The sequence below is a fragment of the Lactobacillus sp. N54.MGS-719 genome (genome assembly GCF_000980505.1).
GTDB lineage: Bacteria > Bacillota > Bacilli > Lactobacillales > Lactobacillaceae > Lactobacillus > Lactobacillus amylovorus.
Map to the genome: position 1 here is coordinate 1 of NZ_LARO01000010.1, position 23,806 is coordinate 23,806.

General features: G+C 37.4%; 30 protein-coding genes and 1 pseudogene. 5 read left to right on the forward strand and 26 right to left on the reverse strand.

Annotation, left to right across the window (positions count from 1 at the left end; all coding sequences use genetic code 11):
* The first annotated feature begins 184 nt into the window (after positions 1–184).
* Positions 185–640, forward strand: a complete 456-nt coding sequence (gene tnpA, locus WS44_RS03015; RefSeq protein ID WP_046433027.1) for an IS200/IS605 family transposase — start codon at positions 185–187, stop codon at positions 638–640.
* On the opposite strand, the gene WS44_RS03020 is transcribed toward tnpA, so the two are convergent.
* The 9 genes from WS44_RS03020 to WS44_RS03060 all read right to left on the reverse strand — a co-directional run bounded on the left by WS44_RS03020 (position 615) and on the right by WS44_RS03060 (position 8,340).
* Positions 615–1,025, reverse strand: coding sequence for a hypothetical protein (locus WS44_RS03020; protein ID WP_249905801.1), 411 nt, complete (start codon positions 1,023–1,025; stop codon positions 615–617). The two genes, tnpA and WS44_RS03020, sit on opposite strands and share 26 nt — an antisense overlap.
* A gap of 140 nt (positions 1,026–1,165) precedes the next feature.
* Positions 1,166–1,384: a hypothetical protein gene (locus WS44_RS03025; protein ID WP_007126845.1), complete on the reverse strand. Its 219-nt coding sequence runs from the start codon at positions 1,382–1,384 to the stop codon at positions 1,166–1,168.
* Between the two features lie 63 nt (positions 1,385–1,447).
* Positions 1,448–1,993 (reverse strand): sigma-70 family RNA polymerase sigma factor, encoded by a 546-nt coding sequence (locus WS44_RS03030; protein WP_013641496.1) that lies wholly within the window; start codon positions 1,991–1,993, stop codon positions 1,448–1,450.
* Between the two features lie 138 nt (positions 1,994–2,131).
* Positions 2,132–2,884 (reverse strand): 23S rRNA (guanosine(2251)-2'-O)-methyltransferase RlmB, encoded by a 753-nt coding sequence (gene rlmB, locus WS44_RS03035; protein WP_013437171.1) that lies wholly within the window; start codon positions 2,882–2,884, stop codon positions 2,132–2,134.
* On the reverse strand, positions 2,871–3,314 hold the full coding sequence (locus WS44_RS03040) for a ribonuclease III domain-containing protein (protein WP_013641495.1): 444 nt from the start codon (positions 3,312–3,314) through the stop codon (positions 2,871–2,873). Before WS44_RS03040 ends, rlmB begins: the two co-directional genes overlap by 14 nt.
* Positions 3,307–4,740 carry a cysteine--tRNA ligase gene (gene cysS, locus WS44_RS03045; RefSeq protein WP_013437169.1) on the reverse strand — a complete coding sequence of 478 codons (1,434 nt, stop codon included), beginning with the start codon at positions 4,738–4,740 and terminating at the stop codon, positions 3,307–3,309. The genes WS44_RS03040 and cysS overlap by 8 nt, the downstream gene beginning before the upstream one ends.
* Positions 4,741–4,836: 96 nt before the next feature.
* Positions 4,837–6,336, reverse strand: a complete 1,500-nt coding sequence (gene gltX / locus WS44_RS03050; protein WP_046433035.1) for a glutamate--tRNA ligase — start codon at positions 6,334–6,336, stop codon at positions 4,837–4,839.
* 76 nt (positions 6,337–6,412) lie between these two features.
* Positions 6,413–7,789, reverse strand: coding sequence for a DNA repair protein RadA (gene radA, locus WS44_RS03055; RefSeq protein ID WP_013437167.1), 1,377 nt, complete (start codon positions 7,787–7,789; stop codon positions 6,413–6,415).
* On the reverse strand, positions 7,789–8,340 hold the full coding sequence (locus WS44_RS03060) for a dUTP diphosphatase (RefSeq protein WP_046433038.1): 552 nt from the start codon (positions 8,338–8,340) through the stop codon (positions 7,789–7,791). The genes radA and WS44_RS03060 overlap by 1 nt, the downstream gene beginning before the upstream one ends.
* A gap of 130 nt (positions 8,341–8,470) precedes the next feature.
* Between WS44_RS03060 and WS44_RS03065 the strand changes: the two genes are divergently transcribed.
* Both WS44_RS03065 and pepC read left to right on the forward strand, forming a co-directional pair.
* The gene (locus tag WS44_RS03065; protein WP_046433041.1) at positions 8,471–8,776 is read left to right on the forward strand and encodes a hypothetical protein; all 306 of its coding nucleotides are present in this window, start codon (positions 8,471–8,473) and stop codon (positions 8,774–8,776) included.
* 61 nt (positions 8,777–8,837) lie between these two features.
* Complete coding sequence (gene pepC, locus WS44_RS03070; protein WP_046433044.1) at positions 8,838–10,187, forward strand: aminopeptidase C; 1,350 nt, start codon at positions 8,838–8,840, stop codon at positions 10,185–10,187.
* 65 nt (positions 10,188–10,252) lie between these two features.
* Here pepC and WS44_RS03075 read toward each other — a convergent pair whose 3' ends face one another.
* The 6 genes and pseudogenes from WS44_RS03075 to WS44_RS03100 all read right to left on the reverse strand — a co-directional run.
* On the reverse strand, positions 10,253–11,188 hold the full coding sequence (locus WS44_RS03075) for an AAA family ATPase (protein ID WP_013437163.1): 936 nt from the start codon (positions 11,186–11,188) through the stop codon (positions 10,253–10,255).
* A 104-nt stretch (positions 11,189–11,292) separates the two neighbouring features.
* Positions 11,293–11,970, reverse strand: coding sequence for a 2,3-diphosphoglycerate-dependent phosphoglycerate mutase (locus tag WS44_RS03080; protein WP_022087068.1), 678 nt, complete (start codon positions 11,968–11,970; stop codon positions 11,293–11,295).
* A gap of 4 nt (positions 11,971–11,974) precedes the next feature.
* Positions 11,975–12,163, reverse strand: a complete 189-nt coding sequence (locus WS44_RS03085; RefSeq protein ID WP_013437161.1) for a hypothetical protein — start codon at positions 12,161–12,163, stop codon at positions 11,975–11,977.
* Between the two features lie 8 nt (positions 12,164–12,171).
* Positions 12,172–13,071: a cation diffusion facilitator family transporter gene (locus tag WS44_RS03090; RefSeq protein ID WP_046433049.1), complete on the reverse strand. Its 900-nt coding sequence runs from the start codon at positions 13,069–13,071 to the stop codon at positions 12,172–12,174.
* Positions 13,072–13,132: 61 nt separating this feature from the next.
* Positions 13,133–13,813 (reverse strand): histidine phosphatase family protein, encoded by a 681-nt coding sequence (locus tag WS44_RS03095; RefSeq protein ID WP_013437159.1) that lies wholly within the window; start codon positions 13,811–13,813, stop codon positions 13,133–13,135.
* Positions 13,814–13,855: 42 nt separating this feature from the next.
* Positions 13,856–14,375 (reverse strand): annotated as a pseudogene (locus WS44_RS03100) (sulfite exporter TauE/SafE family protein); the annotation flags it as partial.
* A gap of 102 nt (positions 14,376–14,477) precedes the next feature.
* On the opposite strand from WS44_RS03100, the gene WS44_RS03105 reads away from it, so the two are divergent.
* Both WS44_RS03105 and WS44_RS03110 read left to right on the forward strand, forming a co-directional pair.
* On the forward strand, positions 14,478–15,134 hold the full coding sequence (locus WS44_RS03105) for an HAD hydrolase-like protein (RefSeq protein ID WP_013641489.1): 657 nt from the start codon (positions 14,478–14,480) through the stop codon (positions 15,132–15,134).
* A gap of 39 nt (positions 15,135–15,173) precedes the next feature.
* Positions 15,174–15,758, forward strand: coding sequence for a DJ-1 family glyoxalase III (locus WS44_RS03110; RefSeq protein WP_013641488.1), 585 nt, complete (start codon positions 15,174–15,176; stop codon positions 15,756–15,758).
* Positions 15,759–15,800: 42 nt separating this feature from the next.
* Here WS44_RS03110 and fetB read toward each other — a convergent pair whose 3' ends face one another.
* From fetB to WS44_RS03165, 11 genes are all read right to left on the reverse strand, one after another.
* Positions 15,801–16,565: an iron export ABC transporter permease subunit FetB gene (gene fetB / locus WS44_RS03115; protein ID WP_013437155.1), complete on the reverse strand. Its 765-nt coding sequence runs from the start codon at positions 16,563–16,565 to the stop codon at positions 15,801–15,803.
* Positions 16,562–17,197: an ATP-binding cassette domain-containing protein gene (locus WS44_RS03120; RefSeq protein ID WP_013437154.1), complete on the reverse strand. Its 636-nt coding sequence runs from the start codon at positions 17,195–17,197 to the stop codon at positions 16,562–16,564. The genes fetB and WS44_RS03120 overlap by 4 nt, the downstream gene beginning before the upstream one ends.
* A 158-nt stretch (positions 17,198–17,355) precedes the next feature.
* Positions 17,356–17,751, reverse strand: a complete 396-nt coding sequence (rpsI, locus tag WS44_RS03125) for a 30S ribosomal protein S9 (RefSeq protein WP_013437153.1) — start codon at positions 17,749–17,751, stop codon at positions 17,356–17,358.
* 11 nt (positions 17,752–17,762) lie between these two features.
* Positions 17,763–18,206, reverse strand: coding sequence for a 50S ribosomal protein L13 (rplM, locus tag WS44_RS03130; protein ID WP_013437152.1), 444 nt, complete (start codon positions 18,204–18,206; stop codon positions 17,763–17,765).
* A gap of 195 nt (positions 18,207–18,401) precedes the next feature.
* Positions 18,402–18,920 (reverse strand): hypothetical protein, encoded by a 519-nt coding sequence (locus tag WS44_RS03135; protein ID WP_013641478.1) that lies wholly within the window; start codon positions 18,918–18,920, stop codon positions 18,402–18,404.
* Positions 18,921–18,959: 39 nt separating this feature from the next.
* On the reverse strand, positions 18,960–19,754 hold the full coding sequence (gene truA, locus WS44_RS03140) for a tRNA pseudouridine(38-40) synthase TruA (RefSeq protein WP_013437150.1): 795 nt from the start codon (positions 19,752–19,754) through the stop codon (positions 18,960–18,962).
* Positions 19,755–19,756: 2 nt separating this feature from the next.
* Entirely contained in the window at positions 19,757–20,554 is a 798-nt protein-coding gene (locus tag WS44_RS03145) for an energy-coupling factor transporter transmembrane component T (RefSeq protein ID WP_013437149.1), read from the reverse strand.
* Positions 20,547–21,404 (reverse strand): energy-coupling factor transporter ATPase, encoded by an 858-nt coding sequence (locus WS44_RS03150; protein ID WP_013437148.1) that lies wholly within the window; start codon positions 21,402–21,404, stop codon positions 20,547–20,549. Before WS44_RS03150 ends, WS44_RS03145 begins: the two co-directional genes overlap by 8 nt.
* Complete coding sequence (locus WS44_RS03155; RefSeq protein WP_013641477.1) at positions 21,380–22,231, reverse strand: energy-coupling factor transporter ATPase; 852 nt, start codon at positions 22,229–22,231, stop codon at positions 21,380–21,382. Before WS44_RS03155 ends, WS44_RS03150 begins: the two co-directional genes overlap by 25 nt.
* Positions 22,232–22,410: 179 nt before the next feature.
* The gene (gene rplQ, locus WS44_RS03160) at positions 22,411–22,794 is read right to left on the reverse strand and encodes a 50S ribosomal protein L17 (protein ID WP_013437146.1); all 384 of its coding nucleotides are present in this window, start codon (positions 22,792–22,794) and stop codon (positions 22,411–22,413) included.
* A gap of 26 nt (positions 22,795–22,820) precedes the next feature.
* A complete protein-coding gene (locus WS44_RS03165; protein ID WP_013437145.1) occupies positions 22,821–23,759 on the reverse strand; it encodes a DNA-directed RNA polymerase subunit alpha in 939 nt (312 codons plus the stop codon).
* Positions 23,760–23,806: the final 47 nt, after the last annotated feature.

Sequence of the window (23,806 nt, forward strand, 5' to 3'; positions counted from 1 at the left end):
GTTTAATGATTTTCTTTTGCTTAGAACTAGGATAAAAGCGAAGCTTAACGCCAAAATGATAGGCTAAACTGCTCATTCTTTTCATGTATTTCACCTCCTTGTATTATTGTAATTTGATTATAGCCTATGTATATCTTATAATCAACAGTAAATAGATACATAGTAGACGAAAGGATATTAGACTATGAATAATAAGAGAGACAAAATAAAAGACGCAGGCTATGAAAAACACTACGTCTATAATGCACACTATCATCTAATTTGGTGTACTAAATACCGCAATCAAATCTTTACTAACCAAGACCTGGCTCAAGAAATGCGAGACCTGCTCAAGCAAATAGCTGAAGATAATCAAATCAAAATTGAAAAAATGGAGGTAATGCCTGAACATATTCATTTGCTTATCAGCTTTAGACCATCAAAATCAGGTTCAAGCGTAGTCAAAGCACTCAAAGGAAGAAGTGCTTTTTTATTCTTCAAGAATCATCCCGAAATTAAGCAAAACAAGATGTGGGGCGGACATTTATGGTCACCCAGCTATTACTTTGGCACGGTAGGGAATATGTCTAAAGAAGTAGTAGAAAAGTACATTAATGACCAGATCTACAATGCCGTTAGAGACGATCCATCCCCGCATTAAAATACGGGGATTTCTGGGCGTTTTTCATTAAAACGATATGCTTAATAATTTCTTCTAATTTATCAAAACCAATATTACGAATATTCTTACCTACATACTTACTATACTTTTTCGGATAAAATTCTGGTTCTAAATATACTTCTGCATAATTATATTCCATCATTGCAAAAGTTATCCTAGTAACACTCTCGGCAAAAGCAGGTAAATAAGACTTGTCACACCAATCTTGATAGCCATCATAGTAAGAATCCTCACGACCAATAGTTTTCGGTACAGTATCTAAATAATAATAAACTGTATTATCAGTCAGAAATTCAATAATGAGGTTCATTTCTTCAATTTCTTTTATTACTTGTTTGCGTTTCTTTTTCTTGCTTTTGCTCATAACTTTTCCTTTTCAATAATTTTTGAAAATTATAGCAAAAGATTATTTGAAGCACAAAAAAGACAGCTACCGGAGAGTAGCTGTCTTTGGTGGTCAAACATGCGTGACCACGGTGCGTAGAACATTGTTTTTAGTTGGATTTACTTCTTAAGATTTTCGTTAACGAAGGCTTCGATCTTATCGTCTGAGTCTTTCAAAAATGGAAGCATATCTTCTTCCGTCTTCATGGTATCTCTACCATTCTTTTCCATAAAGTAGTCCCAAAGGGCATCTCTAACTGGCATATTTGAATCACTCCAGTCAAATACTTCCTTCATGTGACGGTCTAACAATGCAGTCTTAATAATTTCGTCTGCCATCTTAAATTACCTCCTAAAATATTCTACGTTTATTATTATACCGCACTTTCTTTTTATAGCATACTAAAAAAGCGCTTTGCGCATTTTTTGTAGAGCCCTTGATCTTGCTCTAATCAGTTGAATTGCCTCAATTTTTAAATGATCAATCACGTATTCCGCACTCATTTCACCAATAATCGTCATTAATGCGATTAATTCCAAACGCGATAAACTTTTGACGAATTCATTGTAGGTATCGTTGATTGGAATCGCTAATTCGCTCCGCCTTGGCTCCTGAATTCCCTGAATTTTGACACTTTCCCAGGAAATAGATTGATCATAAACCTGTCTTTTAAAAGCATTATTGTACCTAATCAAAGTTCGCGCATGATTCGACAATTTTGTTTTATACAAACTACCAAAATTACCTTTTTCACTGGAATAAACTAAGGCAGCTTCATAACAAATAATCATGGCCTCCTGTTCCCAATCATTGCGATCATAATGACCCAGGTAATACTTTTTTACAACTGAATTCACTAACGGTTTATATAATACAAATAATTTTTCTAAAGCCTCATCATCCCCGGCTTTAACTTTTTTAATTAACTTTCTCTCTTTTACTCTCATCTCTGTATCCTCTTTCAAAGTTCATTTTGAGGATACAGGTTGAGCTCTGAGCATGATAAGAGAACAAAAGTTTATACCGACAGATTGGTCATTTTGTACAAAAAAAGCCGACAAAATTCAACTTTTGTCGGTTTTTTCTTATTTTAATGGATGTCTACTGTTAAATGCTTGATAGAGCAAAACACCTGTTGCCACACTTGCATTCAATGACTGAACGTGACCAATCATTGGCAAAGTAATGGTTTGATCCATTTGTTTCTTAAGTAATGGAGCGATTCCTTTACCTTCGTTACCAATAACCAAAACTGTTTTACCATTGGCATTCCATTCACGATAATCAACACCAGCCATGTCTGTACCAAAGATCCAGTAGCCGCGCTTCTTCAATTCCTTAGTTGTCTGGACCAAATTGTTTACACGAGCAACAGGAACATAATCGATCGCACCGGTTGAAGTCTTAGCTACAACCGAGGTCAAACCAGTGGCATGACGCTTAGGAATAATAATTCCGTCTACGCCTGTCGCATCTGCAGAACGTAAAATGGAACCTAGATTATGCGGATCTTCAATTGAATCAAGCATCAATAAAAATGGTTCTTTTCCTTCTTGGTCAAATTGATCAAGCAGTTGATCCAAATTGGCATACTCAAAACTAGAGATTGCCAAAACAAGCCCTTGGTGGTTGCCACCTTCAACTAAACGATCCAACTTATTCTTAGGAACGGTCTGAACCACCAATCTCTTTTTCTTAGTAATCGCATATACTTGATTAGCAAAGTCTTCTTGCACGCCATGTTGCAAAAACACCTTATTGATTTGATCAGAGTTATGCGTCTTCAAATAATCCAGTCCGGCATGGCGACCAAAAACAAAATCTTTATTCGAAGTCATAATCTTTTAGTCCGTCCTTTTCTACTGTATCAATGCACCATTTACTTAATTCTTGCACACGATCATCTTGATTTAACAAATTCAAGTAACCGATCATCGCCTCAAAACCAGTTGACAATTGATAAGTCTTAAGGCTAGTATGCTTAGCTTTAGTATGACTCTTGGCATTGCGACCGCGGCGAAATGCAGTTAATTCATCGTCTGTGAGCATTTCTTCATCCTGCATTTTAGTTACTAGTGCAGCTTGTGCTTTAGCAGAAACATAATGCGTTGCTTCACGTTGCAAAACTTGTGGTTTTACTATTCCGCCGCAAACTAAGTGGCGACGAATGATCACTTCATAGACCGCATCCCCCAAATAAGCCAAAGTTTGACCATTCAAAGTATCCGGATTTATATCTTCTTCAGTTAATTTTTTTATTTTAGTCACGAGTCCACCTTGTCCCTTGTGGGGTATCTTGAATTGTAATGCCCATTTCCTTTAATTGATCGCGCAATTTATCACTAGTTGCCCAATCCTTGTTAGCACGAGCTTCATCACGCTTTTTCACCAATTCTTCAATCTCATCATCATTTGAACCGGCATTTTGAGCACACAACTTTTCTGTATCAACGCCGAAGACTAACAACCAAGCTGCTAATTTCTTTTCAAAAAGTGTCAAAGTCTCTTTATCAGCCTTTTCACTGTTGGCATTGGCATTTACTGCTGGAAGCAAATCATAAATAGCAGTTAAGGCATTTTGCACATTAAAGTCATCGTCCATTGCAGTAACGAACTTTTGCTCAGTTTCTTCAATTGCCTTAGCCAAATCTGGTACTGCTTCACTAGCAGTATCATCTTCAAGACGGTAATTGATATTGGTTAAAGTATTCTTGAATCTATCTAAAATAGTAGCAGCTTGCTTTAAATTTTCTTCGGAGTAGTTAATTTGACGACGGTATTGCACGCTAGCCATGAAGAAACGCAATACTTGTGGATCAACTTCCTTTAAAATGTCATGCACAGTGACAAAGTTATGTAGTGACTTAGACATCTTTTCTTGATCCTTGCCCACGGTAACAAAACCGTTGTGAAGCCAGTAATTAACAAACTTCTTGCCAGTCTTTGCTTCACTTTGAGCAATTTCATTTTCATGGTGTGGAAATTCAAGGTCTTGACCACCACCGTGAATATCAATTGTGTCGCCCAAATATTTGGTACTCATCACTGAACATTCAATGTGCCAGCCTGGACGGCCCTTGCCCCAAGGTGAATCCCAAGCAATTTCATCAGGCTCTTTTTGAGCTTTCCAAAGAGCAAAATCAATTGGATCTTCCTTACGATTTTGTTCTTCATCGTTGATATGCTCTGAAGCACCTTCTTCAAGTTGTTCGATATTTTGATCACTAAGTTCGCCGTAGTGCTTAAACTTGCGTGCACGGTAGTAAACATCGCCATCTACTTCATAAGCATAGCCTTTATCAATTAAAGTTTTAACGAAATTGATAATATCTTTAATTTCATGAGTTGCACGAGGATGCAGTGTAGCAGGTTCAATATTTAAGGCAGTTGTGTCTTCCAAAAAAGCATTGATAAACTTTTCTGCAAGTTTAGGCACAGTCGTCCCTTCAGCGCGAGCTTCATTGATCATCTTGTCATCAACATCAGTAAAATTAGAAACGTATTTTACCTTATAGCCTTTATATTCAAAATATCGTCTGATCGTATCAAAAGCGATTGAACTACGAGCATTGCCGATATGAATATAGTTATACACGGTTGGTCCACAGACATACATGCTAATTTGTCCTGAAACCAGTGGTTTAAATTCTTCTTTTTTGCGCGTCAGTGTATTGTAGACTTTCAAAGCTAACACTCATCCCTTCTGTGAAAATAGCTAATTTTTATTTTAGCAGAAACAAAAAGAAGTTGCAGTCTTCTGCAGCTTCTTCTTTGCTTTATTCTCTTTTAATTAAAGATTGTTAGCACTCATTTGCTTCAAGGTTAAGTCAATGTGTTCTACAACACGTTCCTTACCCAAAAGTTCCATGGCTTCACCGATACCAGGGCCAACCATTGAACGAGTAGTAGCAATTCTGATTGGCATAAAGAGCTTTCTACCCTTAACGCCAGTTGCCTTACGAGTAGCTTGGATAGCATTCATGATTTGAACTGAAGTAAATCTTGGAATGAGGTCTAATTGCTTCTTGAATTCTTCAATTACGCCGCGACCATCATCGTTCTTAATTTCTTCAATTTCTTCGTCTGAAAGATCCTTAGCATCTTTAAAGAAGATCTTAGCCATGTCAACGATTTGCTTAGTGTATGACATTTGTACTGAGTAAATGTTAACCAATTGACGTACCCATTCCATCTTTTCTGGGGTTGGGTGTTCATCAATTAAGCCTGCTTCTTGCAAGTTGTTCAAAGCAAGGTCAAGCAAGGTATCACGGTCAGCCTTCTTGATGTATTGGTTGTTAATCCATTCAAGCTTCTTTTGGTCAAAGGCAGCAGGTGATTTAGACAAACGAGCTGGATCAAATTGCTTGATGAATTCACGCTTAGTGAAAATTTCGTTTTCACCCTTTGGTGACCAACCAAGAAGTGTAATGAAGTTGAACATAGCTTCTGGTAAATAACCAAGGTCACGATATTGTTCAATAAATTGAAGAACTGATTCGTCACGTTTAGAAAGCTTCTTACCAGTTTCTGAGTTAATGATCAAAGTCATGTGACCAAACTTAGGTGGCTTCCAGCCAAGTGCTTCATAAACTACTAATTGCTTAGGAGTGTTTGAAACGTGGTCATCACCACGAAGTACGTGGGTAATCTTCATCAAGTGGTCGTCAATTACAACGGCAAAGTTGTAAGTTGGCATACCGTCACGCTTTTGAATAACGAAGTCACCACCGATAGTGTCTGATTCGAATTCAAGGTGACCCTTAACGATATCATCCCATGAGTAGGTTTCCATTTCTGGAATGTGAATACGTACAACTGGCTTAAGACCCTTTTCCTTAGCTTCGTCTTGAGCTTGCTTAATTTCGTCAGCAGTCATACCTTCGTATTCGTAAGTGTAGTGAGGAGCAACACCCATAGCACGTTGTTCTTCACGTTGAGCTTCAAGTTCTTCCTCAGTCTTGTATGAGTAGTATGCCTTGCCTTCGTCGATCAATTGATCAATATACTTTTGGTAAATTTCTTTTCTTTCTGATTGACGGTATGGACCGTAGTCTCCACCCTTGTCAGGACCTTCATCCCAGTCAATGCCTAGCCAGTGAAGGTTTTCCATTTGAGACTTAGAACCGCCCTTAACGTTACGTTTTTGGTCGGTATCTTCAATTCTCAATACCATAGTACCCTTGTTGTGACGGGCGAATAAATAGTTAAAAAGTGCAGTACGTGCGTTACCAATGTGCAAGTGACCAGTTGGACTTGGTGCATATCTTACACGGATTTTTTCTTTAGCCAAAATTCATGCCTCTTTCAAAAATAGTAGATTCAAACAATCTTAGTTTACTCGTTATATAGGAAGAATTCAATTAGTGCTAATCAAAAACTAATTTTAATGCTTGTGGAATACTGGAAACTGGAATTACTTCGATGCCATAATCCTGAAGACCAGCATACATGTTGTGCCGCGGTACAAAGATTCGTTTAAAGCCAACTTTAGCGGCTTCTTTTACCCTAGCATCGATCTTGTCTACGCGGCGAACTTCACCGGTTAAACCAACTTCACCTACAAAGCAGTCCGTTGGTGAAATTTCTTTATCTGTGTAACTAGATGACACAGCCATAACAATAGCTAAATCAATTGCCGGTTCATTCAGTTTAATCCCGCCAGTTGCAGTTAAATAAACATCTTGATTTTGCAACATTAAATTGCCACGCTTTTCAAGAACGGCAAGTAAAAGAGCTGCTCGATTGTAATCAAGGCCTGAAGTTGTTCGCTTCGCATAGCCAAATGCCGTTGGGGTTACCAAAGCTTGGATTTCAGCTAAAAGTGGACGGGTTCCTTCAAGCGAAACAACGACAGCTGAACCAGTCGAGTTAGGCAATCTTTGATCAAGAAAAATAGATGATGGATTAGTAACTTCTTTTAGCCCTTCATTGACCATCTCAAACATGCCAATTTCGTTAGCAGCACCAAAACGGTTTTTAACAGAGTGCAGAATACGGTAAGAGTGGTGTTCATCCCCCTCAAAATAAAGTACCGTATCCACCATGTGTTCCATAATCTTAGGACCAGCAATGGCCCCTTCTTTAGTCACGTGACCGATAACAAAAATCGTGATCGCATTCATTTTAGCGATCTTCATGAGCTCACTGGTTACTTCCCTAACCTGTGAAGCTGAACCGGTCATCGAGTCCAAACTAGGTTCATTCATCGTTTGAATGGAATCGATCACCACAAAGTCAGGTTTAACATCATTAATCTGTTCACGAATATCATGCATGTCAGTTTCGGGATATAACAGCATGTTGCTTTGCCCTACGCCAAGTCGATCGGCTCTTAACTTGATCTGATTAGCTGATTCTTCCCCTGAAACATATAGTACTTTATATTTTTCAGATAAATCGCTCATGATCTGCAGCATCAATGTAGATTTACCAATTCCGGGATCCCCGCCAATTAAGACAAGCGATCCTGGCACGATACCGCCACCTAAAACACGATTTAATTCTTCAGATTTGGTAGGAATTCTTTCTTCTTTTTCTGCCTTAATTTTGTCTAACTTAACCGGTTCATTGACACCGGTCTTTTGAATTAAACGACTAGCTGTAGCCTTAGTAGAACGCTTTTGTACTTCTTCAGTCTCTTTTTCAAACTGATTCCAAGCACCACAATTAGGGCATCTACCCAAGTAACTCGCAGAAATATAGCCACAGGAGCGACATTTATATTGTGTTTTTACTCTTGCCATTAATCATCCTTCTTTTCATTAGTAGAACCAAAACCACTAATTCTTTGTCTACTGATTGGATCATCGTCGTCAGTTTTAAGATATTTGATAAAAATTCCTTGTGCAATGCGGTCACCCTTGTGAATATGTAAAGGACGCACGCCATAATTAAGCATTTGCACAAAAATCTCGCCTTCATTATTAGGATTATTGTAATAATCCGCGTCGATTACGCCTACGCCATTAGGCAATGAAAGATTACGCTTAAAAGTATTGGATGAGCGGTTGGCCAAAATCAGTACTTCATCTTCAGGCATATAAGCTTTAAGGCCTGTAGGAACCAAAATTGGCTTTAATAATTGTTCTGCCATTTCATAATCACGTTCATAAAGTTGGTGACCATTTCTAATCAATCTAAAAATTCTGACAAAGTTAAGACGCCAGATGCTAGGAATAGTGATGTCTTCAGCCGCTTCAAGATCGTAGCCGGCACTAGCCAAGGTTTGTCTTCTAGGCAAATTAATTCCTTTATCTTGATACTTTTTTACTACTTCAAATCCACGTGTCTTCATTGTTAACTCCATTTACTACTTTTATTTTGACAGTTATCTATTTTACAATGTTTTGAGTAAACAAAAAATAATTAACTCTCTATTATTTATTACGCAAAAAAGAACGATTTTTTCTTAGAAAAGGTAAAAAATGTCTGAAAATACTGAAACTAAAAAATATTTTACGCTCTCTAACAGTAATGATGGGCAAATAACATCAAGAACTGACTTAGATTTAATTAAGCGTAAGGATGCTACTGTTTGGGTGATGAATCACATTTTTCTTAATCCTGATGAACATGATCCACACGAAATAAGTTTGTTGATGAAGCAAGTGCTTGCATATGTGCAAGAATCAGGCAAAAAAGTTTGGCCACTCGATCCAATTGCCATTAAATACTTTGAAAAGCATCCCGAATTAAATGATATTTGGTATCACCGTCCATTTACAAAATAGACGCCTTTCTTTTTATAGGCTAAAATATAATTAGATTTCCATAAAAAGGGAGGAAAAATTAATGGCAAAAGAAATTTCTAATGATACAATCGAAAAATTTAAGAACGATTTAACCAATCATCCTGCATACAAAGTAGCTAGCCGTGCAGCTCAAGAAAACGGCATTTTTAAGGCAAGTCAAGACTTACAAACTAAAATCGACCTTGACCCAACCTTCTCAATTGAAATCGACACTGGTAAGCCAGCTGACCAAAAGCAATCAGGTCGTTGCTGGATGTTCTCAGCTTTGAACACCATGCGTCACCCACTTCAAAAGAAGTTTAAGTTAAAGGACTTCGAATTATCTCAAAACTACACTAACTTCTGGGACAAATTTGAAAAGTCAAACTGGTTCTTTGAAAATGTAATTGCAACTGCAGACAAGCCACTTGGCGATCGTAAAGTTTCATTCTTGTTTGCTACTCCACAACAAGATGGTGGTCAGTGGGACATGCTTTGCGGTATCATCGAAAAATACGGTATCGTACCAAAGAGCGTTTACCCAGAAACTGCTAACTCAAACAACTCTAGCGCATTAAACGATACTTTGAACACCTTGCTTCGTAAAGATGGTCTTGAATTGCGCAAGTTAGTTAACGATGGCAAGTCAGAAGATGAAGTTCAAGCTCGCAAGGAAGAAATGTTAAACGATGTCTTCCGCGTACTTTCAATCTCACTTGGTGTTCCACCTACAAAGTTCAACTTTGAATACAGAGATGACGACAAGAATTACCGCATTGACAAGGATATTACTCCAAAGGAATTCTTCGACAAGTACGTTGGCATGGACCTTGAAAACCACATTTCAACTATTAACGCTCCAACTAGCGATAAGCCTTTCCACAAGGTATTCTCAGTTGAATACTTAGGTAACGTTGAAGGCGGCCGTCAAGTTCGTCACTTGAACCTTAAAGTTGATGAAATGAAGGACTTAATCATCGAGCAATTAAAGAGCGGTGAAGTTGTTTGGTTCGGTTCAAACGTTGTTAAGGATTCAGAAAGAAGAGCAGGTCTTCTTGACACTGATCTTTACCGTCGTGACGAATTATTCGACACTGACTTCTCAATGTCTAAGGCTGAAAAGCTTGATTCTGGTGAAAGCATGATGGATCACGCCATGGTTATTACTGGTGTTGACATTGTTGATGGCAAGCCAACTAAGTGGAAGATCGAAAACTCATGGGGTGAAAAGCCAGGCTTTAAGGGTTACTTCGTCATGAGCGACAAGTGGTTCGATTCATTCGTTTACCAAGCCGTTATCAACAAGAAGTTCTTGCCAGATGACCTCAAGAAAGCCTACGATGAAGGCAAGAAGAACCCTATTCAATTGTTGCCATGGGACCCAATGGGGGCTTTAGCATTTAAATATTAATTCAATAATTTTATATAAAGAAAAGAGCTACGTTTTTAAAGCGTAACTCTTTTTTTCGTGTTCTTTTACCAAATATGAAGCAAACGAGTTGCATCAAGTTTGCTTAAATTGAATTGATGCACATGTTGCTTAGGATTTTCTGGAAATTCCTTAATAAAATCAGCAACATTATACAATCCAGTTGAATATGTCCATACACCCTTCACTTTTCTAATTGGGTCAAGCATTTCATTTCTAATTGGATATGCCGAGATCAAGAAATGCTTGTGGTGAAACTTAAAGACAAAATATGGCAACTTAAATTGCTTTACCGCTTCATCCTCAGTCTTAGCAATTGAAACCACATTGCGGTAAGTTCCATACTTCTCAGTAAACTTTTCATTAAATGAGAAGTAGAAGTTCGAGATATGCACATGTGGAAAATCTTCTTCACTTACCTTATCTGGAACGGCAATTACGTGTGAATAACGATCAAGATTGCTTTCCTTTTGTGATAGTGCATGATCCATTTGTGTTGGGATAATCTTATGTGCCCAACTTGGAACTTCTGGATGTGCTTCATATGAACGATACATTTGCTTAACAACTTCTGGCTTTACCCAATCGTAATGCATTCTGGTTTGATTACGCTTAAGTAAGTTTTCCAACGTGTTGTGCTGCATTAAATCAACTACGAAACATTCATAGTGATACTTGTCTACCCATGGCTTGAAATGCTCAATTGCGCTAGGAACAATATGCGTTCCATCAACAATTACAGTTTCCCCATGTTCCATCTTGTGTTCTACAAGGTGATCCACCATTTGCTCAGTACGCACGGTTACGTGCCGCGGAATCACTTGGTGTAATACATCCGCATCCTCTTGATAATAAACTGTTAAATCCGCCAATAATAACCGAATTTGATCACGACTGATCGCATAAGGCGTTAAGTGATGACGGGCAATAAAAGAAGACTTACCGGAGCCAGGTGCACCTCGCAATAAAAATAATTTACGCATGCAAAATACTCCAAACTAATATACTAGAAATCATATTAAATTCTACCATAATTGTAGGTAAATCCCTCTTTAGAGCATTAAAAAAATGCAGGTTCTCTGCATTTTTAACGTAAAATCTTTTTATCAACAATATTTAACTGATCATCCATCGTATAAACAATTGGTTCTGCATTAGGTACTTCAAGGTTAACAATGTCATGATCATTAATGTTTTCAAGCTTTTTGATCAAAGCACGAAGACTTGAACCATGAGCTACGATTAATTGGTCTTCACCATTTAACAATCTCGAAGCAATATGATCATAGTAATATGGCATCAAACGTTTTTGGGTTTGATGTAAACTTTCTGCTCGTGGCATCAAATGTTGATCGCATAATTTATAGCGACGATCAATCATTGGCGAACCTTGAGCAGGTGGAACGGAATCAAAACCTCTACGCCAGAGTAAAACTTGTTCTACACCGAATACTTTACGCGAGATATCCTTGTTAAGGCCACGTAGAGCCCCATAGTGACGTTCATTTAGTCGCCACGTCTTAGTGATCGGGAGCCATAACAAATTACATGTATCGGCGACAATATTGGCTGTCGTAATAGCACGCGACAAGACTGAAGTATGGATATGCGTTGGAGCAAAGTCTGAGATAGTATTAATTAATTCGCCTGCCTGCTTAGCCTGCTCCTCACCCTTGTGAGTCAATGGAACATCGTTCCATCCAGTATAAACATTTGCGGCATTGGCAACACTTTCGCCATGTCGAACTAATACTAATTTAGCCATTCTATTATCCTTTATTAATCAAACATCTAATAATCATTACGATTCCACCGATGGTGAAAATCACGCCCAAAATCATAAAAGCCCTAATGCCGCCTTTATTATTAGGCTGCTTGCGTCGATTAAAGGCATATGACATATCGTATATGCCCATAACTAAAACGATTATCGCTGTAAAAATATTAACTGAAAACATTTATCCACCTAATTTTCGTTATTACCGCGGCCTGAAACGATCATCTTATCATTACGGCCACGTTCACATTCTGCTTGTAAAGTAATGTGATTGATGCACAATTCTTCTTTTAGCTTTTTACCAATCTTTTGATAAAGCTGTTCCAGTTCGCCAGCTTGCAGATTACGATCGACGTTAATGTGAGCGTCCATCATAATAAAATTATCACTATAGCGCCAAACATGGACATGGTGAACATTCTTTACTTCAGGGAATGACAACATAATCTCGTTAACTTTAGTCAAATCGATATTAGGATTTGATTCCATTAACACATTGGCTGCCTTCATTGTGATTTCATATGCTTCATGCAAAACAAAGAGTGAAACCAAAATAGTCAAAACTGGGTCAAGCCAAGTCACATTCCAGAAGTAAATAAAAATCGCACCAATTACGACCGCTACACTTGATAATGCATCGCTAAGCATATGAATAAAGGTTGAGCGCACATTCAAATTACCCTTAGAATCTCTGTGCATAGCAAACATTGAGATCAAGTTAGTCACAAGACCAATGATTGAGACAACCAGCATAATTCCGCCATGAATATGTTCTGGCTCCCAGAAGCGTTGAATTGCTTCTACGAATAAAACTACACTGATTACGATCAGAATAACGCCATTCGTAAAGGCGGCTAACGTCTCCGCCCGCTCATAACCGAAAGTCTTGTGTTGATTACGACTACGTCTACTAATCAGGTGAGCAACAAAAGATAAAATAATCGCACCTACATCACTTAAATTGTGGACAGCATCTGAAAGCAAAGCTAGCGATCCTGAAAAAATACCACCTAAGAATTCGGCAATAGTAATAACAACATTTAACAGCGTAACAAATACATAGCGCTTAGTTGTATGATCTTTATTCATTTAAATTTTCCTCTCGCTATCAGTGTACCAAAAAAGGCCCTACTTATGCAGTAGGACTTTCTTATAATTTTTCTGCATCAACATTGTAGTCAACAATTTCAAATTGACCATCGTCATGCAAAATTCCTCTAGTAACGCTGCCGTTATTTGGAAAAATGATGTCATGCTTACCATCACTTCTATTCCAATACTTAATCGACAAGGTCTTAATAAAATCGCCGTGTGTAACTAGCAGAACTCTCTTTTCATTTTTGGTAAGATCACCTAATACTTGGATCCCACGGACCATTCTCTTATCGAGCTCTTCCGTATTCTCTGCTAAGTGACGTGGATCGGCCTTCTTAATAGCCTCACGGAAATCATGCAGGCCCACTTGATTGATAATCTTAGTGACATCGTCTTCATGACCGATTCCGGCTGCCATCGCCACTTGATCCCAGGTTTGGTTAATATCATCACCTTCGAAAGTTCCAAAGAAAACTTCACGAAATTCCGGCAACTTTTTAATTTTACCAATATCCGAGACCAAATTAGCGTCTTTCATTAAGTGAACGGTGTCAATTGCTCTTTTCAAATCTGATGAGTACATGTTGTCAAAGTGAACTTGGCTTAATGCATCTGCAGTTCTCTTTAAATCGTTAATTCCCTTCACAGTTAGTGGAGAATCACACCAGCCTTGAACTTTGTTCAGCTGGTTAAACATAGTCTCACCGTGGCGAACTAAATAAACTTCTGTTGCCATCTATTAACCCCTCCCTTTGTATTAATAAATATTGTATCAAACTTAGCGTAGATATGCTGTATAAAAGAAGTAGGCTGATTGAACGAATGCCAAAGTTGCAATAAAAATTCTAACCAGCTTTTCAGGAACACGTCTTAAAATAGCTGGCCCAATATAACCACCAATGAACATTCCGATTGCTAGCGGAATTGCTTGAAGCCAATAAATGTGAGAAGTAAACATAAAGATTATTAAAGCAACTAAGTTAGCAAAGCCACTAATCACATTTTTAATTGCATTAATTACGATAAACTTCTCATTGGTAATGTAGGTTAAAATTACCAATACGATAACACCACCGGCGGCACCGAAATAACCAGTGTAAGCACCCATGATTAAAAGCGTGCCTAAGTAAACAATTCTTAACCAAGTAGGCTGCTTTTCCGTATTTAATGTATTATGCTTTCCCGAAACAAGAATCATAATTCCAGAAAATGCGATGAAGAACGGTAAAAATCGTGAAAAACCATGTTTCCTTCCAATGTCCCTTTAATTCCTTGGTTGAAGAAATGGTTGAGCCAATAATAAGAAAATAGCTGTCCAGATTGTCATTCTTAAATCCTTTCTAAAAATTATCGAGTTCATTATAATTCTTATAGAGATTAACGCAAAAAGAAGGTACTATATGTCAACATTTGAAACATTAATTTTCATCCCTGAGGGTAGTCTTTTAAATCAAAAACTAGCCGAAAAGACTGCTTTGCGCCAAGCCTTAAAGCATTTTGGCCTCGATTGGGGACCAGCCGAACGCTTAAGGTACACTAGTCTGCAAAAACAATTTAAAACTTTATCTGATGACGAGCAAATCGATTTATCTTTAACCACTTTTTTGGATAAGGATATTAAGGAAACACGCCCTGTTTTTGATAGCTTGATGAAAGAACAAACTAGATTAGTTAAAGGGACGCCCGATTTTCTAGATCAACTTAGTTCTTTTCGCTTAATTTTACTTGCTAAAGAAACTAAAGCAGAAATTGAACCGCGCCTGGCACCATCCGAATTACTCAGTTCGTTTGATTATACTTATTTTGCAGACGATTTTGACGAAAAATTACCTAGCAAAAATATTTTCTTCAAAATTCTCAAAGATCATCCCGAAATTGATCCCGACACAGTTTTAGTAATTGGCACCAATATAGATGAAGAAATTCAGGGTGCAGAAAATGCCAATTTGAAGTCATTGTGGCTTGCACCAAAGAAGGACAAAATTCCTATTTCACCACACCCTACTTTGCATTTAAGTAAATTAAGAGACCTCTCATTTTATTTAGACATTAATTAACTAGTATAATTAATGTAATGAAGAAAGGAAGGTTATATAATGACAAAAGTTGCTGTAATCTTTGCAGATGGCTGTGAAGAAGTCGAAGGTTTAAGCGTAGTTGATGTACTTCGTCGTTTGAACGTGCAATGTGACATGGTTGGTTTAACTAGCAAAAAAGTTGATGGCGACCACCACATTGAAATTACTTGTGACAAAGTTGTTGACGATAGTTTACTTGATTACGATTTAGTCGCATTCCCAGGTGGAATGACTGGTTCCGCAAACTTACGTGATAATGAGACGTTGCGTGATTTAATGGTTAAGCGTCACGAAGAAGGCAAATGGGATGCCGCAATGTGTGCTGCTCCTCGTGCCCTCGCACGTTATGGCGTGTTAGATGACGTTGACTTTACCTGCTACCCAGGTATTGAACAAGAATGCTTGAAAGATCAACCAAATGCTCATTTTTCAGAAAAAATCACTGTTACTGACGATAAACACAAGATCGTAACTAGCCGTGGTCCTGCTACTGCTTGGTCATTCGCTTACGCAATCGCTGAAGCTCTTGGCGTTGATACCAAGGACTTGAAGAAAGGCATGCTTTACGACTACTTAGCTGATAATATTCAAGACAGTTTATAATTCTAATCAAAAAGACCAAGTTCACATGAATTTGGTCTTTTTTTATTTCTCAAGCAATTGCATCCGAGCATTGAAGTAGTTTCTATAAGCTAAATAACCGGCAATCACTGCTCCAAGTCCCGTAGCGGATAGCAACATGAACGTAACCATAATCTGATATTTGATCGCATACACAGGATCGACTCCGGCAAAAATCAATCCTGACATCATTCCTGGTAAGTTAACCAAACCAACGGTTTTAGCTGAATCAATTGTTGGCTGCATCGCAGTCTTGATGCTTCTGCGTAAAATTGGCATGCTGGAATCCTTAATGTCGGCCCCTAAAGCCAATTTCTCTAAAACTTGTTGTCGTTGATCATGGAAGCTTTCATTCAAAGTCTTATAGCACAATCCAATCGCGACCATTTCATTTCCGGCAATCATCCCCGTAATTGGAATAATTTGCATTGGCACTAATTTGATCGTCTTCGAAAGCATTAAGACGCCTAGTGTAATATAAGTTCCAACCAACAATGCCACAAACGATTGCCATAACTTTCTATCTGGATTAGGATCTCGTTTATTGGCATTCCATGAAGCATTAAAAATTATCAACAGGGTAATCACAATCGTGAGCCAAGTATTGTTAATCTTAAAGATATATTTCAGGATATATCCCACGATTGTTAATTGAATAATCGCACGAGCAACACTATAAAAGACATCTTTGGTTAAGCCCAGATGCTCTTTCATAGAAATTCCCACAGAGACCATAACTAACGCAAACGACAGAAACAACGATAAATTGCTAACAGCTAAATCTTTCATTTTACTAATTTCCCTTCTGCCACTCTAATGATTTGACCGGCCTGATGAATTTCATCGTTATCGTGGGTAACTTGAATAATCGTCGTATTATCCTGATGTACATTTTGGATTAAATGATGCACGATTTCTTTGCTATTATTGTCCAAACCAGTGGTAATTTCATCTAATAAAAGCACTTCCGGCTTAAATAATAGATTACGAATTAAGGCTACTCTTTGCTTCTCACCACCTGATAATTCAGTAATATTTTTATTCAAAAAATCTGGTTTTAAATCAACAGACTTTAATGCTTGTTCCATTTTATCTTGGTCAGGTTGCTGTTTTCTGATTTTAAATGGAAACTCTAAATTTTCTTTAACAGTTTCTCCAAAGAGACTTGGCTGTTGAAAACAATATGATACCTGACGCCGATAAATTGTTGGTGAATACGTATTAATATTTTCATCTTTAAAATCAATTTCTCCAGAAGTTGGCGAAATCAAATTAGCTAAAAGTTTTAATAAAGTACTTTTTCCTCCACCGGAAGGACCAATAATCGTTAAAAATGTCCCTTTATCAATATCTAGTGAAAAATCCGAGATAATATTCTTATCTTTTACGCGGTAACTAACTTTTTTTAGTGACAGAATCATTTTGCACCTACTTTGAATAATCAGAACTGTTAGTTTAATTTTACATCTTTCTAACTTGGTGATTTTTCTCTTTAATAAAACTTAGAAATAATTTTGGGCACAAAAAAAGCATTCCAATAAGGGATGCTTTTTTGATATATAAACGTAAAATCCACAGATTAACGCTTTGAGAATTGAGAAGCTTTACGGGCTTTCTTCAAACCTGGCTTCTTTCTTTCCTTCATTCTTGGGTCACGGGTTAAGAAACCTGCCTTCTTAAGTGGACCACGGAAGTCTGGGTCAACTTCAAGAAGAGCACGTGCAACACCGAGACGGATAGCTCCAGCTTGGCCTGAGAAACCACCACCGTTAACATTAACGTGGACGTCGTATTGACCGTCAGTTTCAGTTAATGTTAAAGGTTGCTTCAAATCTTTAACCAAGTTAGGAAATGGAATGTATTGATCAACATCTTTACCGTTAACAGTGATCTTACCGTTACCTGGTACTAAACGAACACGCGCAACTGAATCCTTGCGGCGACCAGTACCTATGTATGCAGCTTGTTGTGCCATTATTTAACCTCCTAGATTAACTTGTTAATATCTAACTTTTCAGGCTTTTGTGCTTCATGCTTGTGATCTTCACCAGCATAAACGTGCATCTTCATGAATTCTTGGTGACCAAGAGTATTCTTTGGAAGCATGCCCTTAACTGAGATTTCAACCATCTTTACTGGGTTATTAGCAAGCAACTCGCCGTATGAAGTAGCTTTTAAGCCACCGCGCCATTCTGAGTGGTGGTAGTAAATCTTGTCAGAAGCCTTTTTACCAGTCAACTTAATCTTTGATGCGTTGATAATAATAACATTATCACCGGTATCAACATTAGGTGTGTATTGAGGCTTGTTCTTACCTCTCAAAATAGTGGCTACAGCTGCAGAAAGACGACCAAGAGATACGTCAGTTGCATCAATAATGTACCACTTACGTTCGATTTCACTAGATTTTGCTAATGGTGTAGTACGCAATTTAAATTCCTCCGTTTATTTGCAGTTTGAAAACAATAAGTTTCCGGGGCCTATCGTGGACAAACATACTATATTAGAGTACGTCCTTTTTTGAAAAAAGTCAATTATAAATGCCAGTCTTAAAGAATTTATTCTTGCATTTTTAGAGAAATAAAAAATCATATTTCAGTAAAAATACCAAAATATGATAATTCTTTATTTTGCCAGTCTAGCAAGCTTTTTCGTCTTATATGCATAAGCAGCAGTATAAGGACCAGCGCCAGTAGCAATACGTAATGCTTTTACCTTCTTGCCCTTAACTTTACGCGTAACAGGAATATAGTAGACTCCGTCTCCTGCTAAACTAACCCAATTATTGACATTGAAGCCTTTTTTATAATTGTAGCCAGCATAAATATTCTTAGTTTTCTCAATAAATTGATTACGTTTCTTCTCAGAAGCATTATAGACATGTTTCTCAAAATACTTTTGTGAAGGAACATATAGTTTATCTTTATCAACAGCATGGGCCGTAATTTTAACAGTATAAATCTTTTGGGTTCCCTTGCTATCACGATCAAGATAATACCAATTACCGCGCGTTGCTACAGGCGTGCTATAGGGATGCAAAATTCCGTAGGCAGCTTCTACCTTTTGTGGTTTTAAACCTAATTGAAGAAGTCCTAAGAACACAAAGAATACAACCGAAAATAAGTAAACAAGTCTCTTTTTCATTTTACTTACCTCCTGAAAAAGCACTTACATTTATTCTAATCATATCATTAATCCTTGGTCTTGACGATATTTTTGTGGAATTTCGTCATAAAATACATGATACAAATATAAGCCGCTTGCTTGTGCCGTCTGACGAACTTCTTGTCTATCTTTGGCTAAAATCACTCGTTTTAAATCATGAACTGGTCGACGATCATTGCCTATCTCTAGCAATGCAGCAACCATAATTCGGACCATATTATACAGAAAGCCTGAGCCAATGAAATCGAATATTATTTCATTTTCTTCTTCGTTTTTCCTGATATTGACATAATAAATAGTTCGAACCTTATCTTCTATTTGACCACCACTGGCTGCAAAACTAGTAAAGTCATGTGTCCCAAGTAAATCTTTAGCTGCCTCTTGCATCTTTTTAATATCAAGGTGGTATTGAAAATGACCTGTATAAAATCGTTTAAATGGGTTCACAAAGTGGTCTAAACTAACGCGATATCGATACCATTTTCCCTTAATTGAATATCTGGCGTGGAAATTTTCGTCCACTATTTGACAATCTGTAAAAACAATATCAGTTGGCATCATTGAATTTAAAGCTAAAATCATTCTGTTGGCTGGAATCGTCTTTCCAGGATAGTCGAAGTGAATCACTTGCCCCACAGCATGTACTCCAGCATCTGTTCTACCAGATCCTTGAACAATAACTCGCTTACCCTTAGTCATCTTCTTAAGAGCATCTTCGATTGTTCCTTGGACCGTTCGCTGATCTGGCTGAAGTTGAAAGCCATGAAACAAATGACCATCATACGACATTGTCATTTTATATCTAGTTAACATAATTAGTGATTCCTAAAAATTAATAGTAACAATACTAATGCGATGAAATAGAATAATGAAATCAAATCATATTTTGACCAATTCAAAACTCTATATTTGGTTCGACCACTACTGCCACGATAGCCACGTGATTCCATAGCAGTCGATAAATCAATTGCGGTTTCTAGAGAGTGAATAAACAATGGCACCAATATTGGCGTAATTGCTTTTGCTCTTTTTACTAGACCACCATCATTGAAATCAGCCCCACGTGATCTTTGAGCATTCATTATCTTCAAAGTTTCATCAAACAATGTTGGGACAAAACGAAGAGCAATTGAAATTACTAGCGCAATTTTATCCACTGGCACTTTAAATATTTTTAATGGTTTTAGTAACCACTCCATCGCATCGGCGATTTCAAGTGGCATCGTAGTAACCGTCATGACCGTTGAGATCAAAATGATCAAAGTGAATCTAATAAAAATATAGGCCGCATTAACTAACCCGTAACTAGAGATAGTAAAAATCCACCATTGCCAGTATGTTTTCCCACCGGTCATAAAGAATAATTGCAATAAAGACGTGAAAAAGATTAACCCAATTAACGGTTTAACCCCATCCCAGAACACTCTTACTTTTAACCTTGTTGCGAAAATCGCTGCTAAACAAAATACTGTGATAATAGCGTAAGTTATGGGATTATTTGCCAAAAAAATCACGAAAATAAATAGTATTGTAATCAATAATTTACCACGTGGATCCATTTTATAGACAAGAGAATTTCCCGGGATATATCGCCCAACAATTATTTTACTCATCAAACTCTCCCTTCAAATTCTCCTTGATTCCATCTACAAGTTGATCAAGCGTTAACGGATTCTGTGCAAAATTATAATTTGCTAATTCTGAAGCAAAACGACTAGGGGTTGGTTCCATTAGATAATGCTTTTCCAGCCAATTTTTATCTTTGAAAATATTCTCCGGTTTATCGTGTTTAATTAGCTGTCCATGTTCCATCACTAATACATCATCTGCAAATTCAGCAACATCATCCATATTATGCGTAACTAAAATTACAGTATGGCCAGCCTTTTGATAGTTCAAAAACAACTTCATCATTTCTTTACGAGACCGTGGATCAAGACCGGCAGCAGGCTCATCCAAGCACAGTACTTGAGGTTCATTTACCATTACCCCAGCAATAGCTACTCGTCTCATTTGCCCGCCTGAAAGCTCAAACGGAGATTTAGTTGCTATCTCTTCAGGCAGTCCTACTTTGCTCAGCCATTCAAAGGCTTTGGTTTTTGCTTCTTTTTCTGTCGCACCAAAATTCTTAGGTCCAAATTCAATATCTTCTAACACAGTATTCTCAAATAATTGTGCTTCAGGAAATTGAAAAACTAGACTAACTCGTTTACGCAATTCTTTTAAATTTTTATTACTTGTTTGAGGAGTGATATGATATCCGGCAATATCTATTGAACCTTTGCTTGGCTTCAGCAACGCATTAAAATGCTGCATAAGCGTAGATTTACCACTACCAGTATGTCCAATCAAAGCAATAAATTTATTGTCAGCTAATTCGAAAGAAACGTTATCTAGCCCCCTTTTTTCCATTGTTGTTCCTGGAGAATAAATATAATCTACTTTTTCGAATTTAATTGACATAAGTACTGTTTCAACTCATCTTTCGTTTGTACATCTTTTGGTATTGTAATGCCTAATTGATTTAATTTATATATCAATTTATCTACAAAAGGAATATCTAATCCTATTTGCCGCGGCATCTCTGTTTGACTGAAAATTTCTGTTGGCGATGCTTGTGCCAATATTTTTCCGTCATTTAGCACAATGACATTATCTGCCATATCAGCTTCATCGATATCATGCGTAATAGAGAGAATGGTTAAATTTTTTTCTGACATTAAGCGTTTAATTATCTTTAATATTTGATCTCTACCGCTTGGGTCTAGCATTGACGTCGATTCATCCAAGATAATAATCTCTGGTTCAACAGCAAGAATACCTGCAATAGCTACTCTTTGCTTTTGACCACCAGATAAATTGGCAGGTTCAGCATCAATATAATCCAGCATTCCCACATCAGATAATACCTTTTTAACGGTCTGTACCATCTGGTCCCTAGGAACACCACGATTTTCTAATCCAAATGCTACATCGTCACCAACTGTAGCTCCAACAAATTGATTATCTGGATTTTGAAAAACTATACCAACTTTTTCTCTAATATCCCAAACATTTTCTGAATTTAGATTCATTCCGGAAACAGTAATTACACTGCCAGAATCCTTATCAGGTAAAAGTAAACCATTAATCAACTTGGAAATTGTGGATTTACCACTCCCATTATGGCCTATTAAAGCTGTCCATGAACCTTTTTTTACTTTAAAATTAATTTTCTTAAGGACAGGTGCTTTAGATTCTGGATATGTAAATGTCACATCTTTAAAATCAATAGCATTGCTAATTGTCATATTTCACTCTCCCTTCCAACTCACTTAATAGTAATTGTAACAGAAAAAAGGGTAAAAAAAATCACCCATGAAGAGGGATGATTTTCATCATCTAAGCTAGACTAAGCTTGCGCCATCATCTTTACGCTTATTCTCGCTTTCATGGATAATTCTTAATACGTATTAAGTTTTTGACTATTCTAGACTAATTCAAGAATAACCATTGGAGCAGCGTCACCTTTACGAGGAACTGCTAACTTCAAAATTCTAGTGTAACCACCATTACGGTCTTTGTAACGAGGTGCTACATCGCTGAAAAGCTTTTGCAATGCTGACTTAACAACTACAGTATCCTTTTCTTCGTGGATATCTGCAACTTCGTCACGTACAAATGCTGCAGCCTTTCTTCTTGAAGCTAAATCGCCGCGCTTACCTAAAGTGATCATCTTTTCGGCAGTCTTGCGAACTTCTTTAGCACGAGTTTCAGTAGTAACAATGCGTTCGTTCATGATTAATTGAGTAGTCATTTCTCTTAGCATTGCTTTTCTGTGAGCACTATCGCGACCTAATTTACGGTATGCCATGGGTTTGCCTCCTTTATTGCCTACTTTTAGTCTTCTTGACGAAGTGAAAGACCTAAGTCGGCTAATTTATTCTTAACTTCTTCCAATGATTTACGTCCTAAGTTACGTACACGCATCATATCTGATTCTGTCTTATCAGTTAACTCTTGAAGAGTGTTAATGCCGGCACGTTTCAGGCAGTTGTATGAACGAACAGAAAGGTCAAGCTCTTCAATTGTCATTTCAAGCTTCTTTTCCTTCTTATCGTCTTCCTTTTCCACCATTACTTCGCTGAATTGAGTATTTGCATCAGCTGATTCAAATACCTTGAAGTGTTCAACTAAGATCTTAGCAGCAAAACTAAGGGCGTCATTAGGCTTGATTGAACCGTCAGTCCAAATCTCAAAAGTGAGCTTGTCGAAATCGTCTCTCTTACCAACACGAGTTGATTCAACTTGGTAGTTAACCTTTTTAATTGGTGAGAATAATGAATCAACAGGAATTACTCCGATTGGCATGTCATCACTCTTATTGTCACTTGCAGTTACATATCCTCTACCATTCTTTACGGCGAGTTCCATATGTAAATGCCCACCTTCAGCAATGGTACAAATATATTGATCTGGATTCAAGACTTGAACGTCTGCATCAACTTTAAGATCATCAGCAGTTACTGTGGCAGGACCTTCAACGTCTAATTCAATAACCTTTTGTTCATCTGAAAGAGACTTTAATTCAAGTTTCTTCAAGTTCAGAATAATTTTGGTTACATCTTCTCTGACGCCAGGAACTGTTGAGAACTCGTGTAAAACGCCATCAATTTGCACATAAACAAGTCCAGTACCCGGAATAGAAGTAAGTAAAACTCTTCTTAAAGAATTACCTAAAGTAGTACCAAAGCCTCGCTCAAGTGGTTCAACAACAAACTTACCGTAAGAATCTTCTTGTTCAACAACGGTAATATTTGGTTTTTCAAATTCAATCATTACTGGGCCCCTTTCAAAACGTAACGTCCTATATCATCAAGGACAAA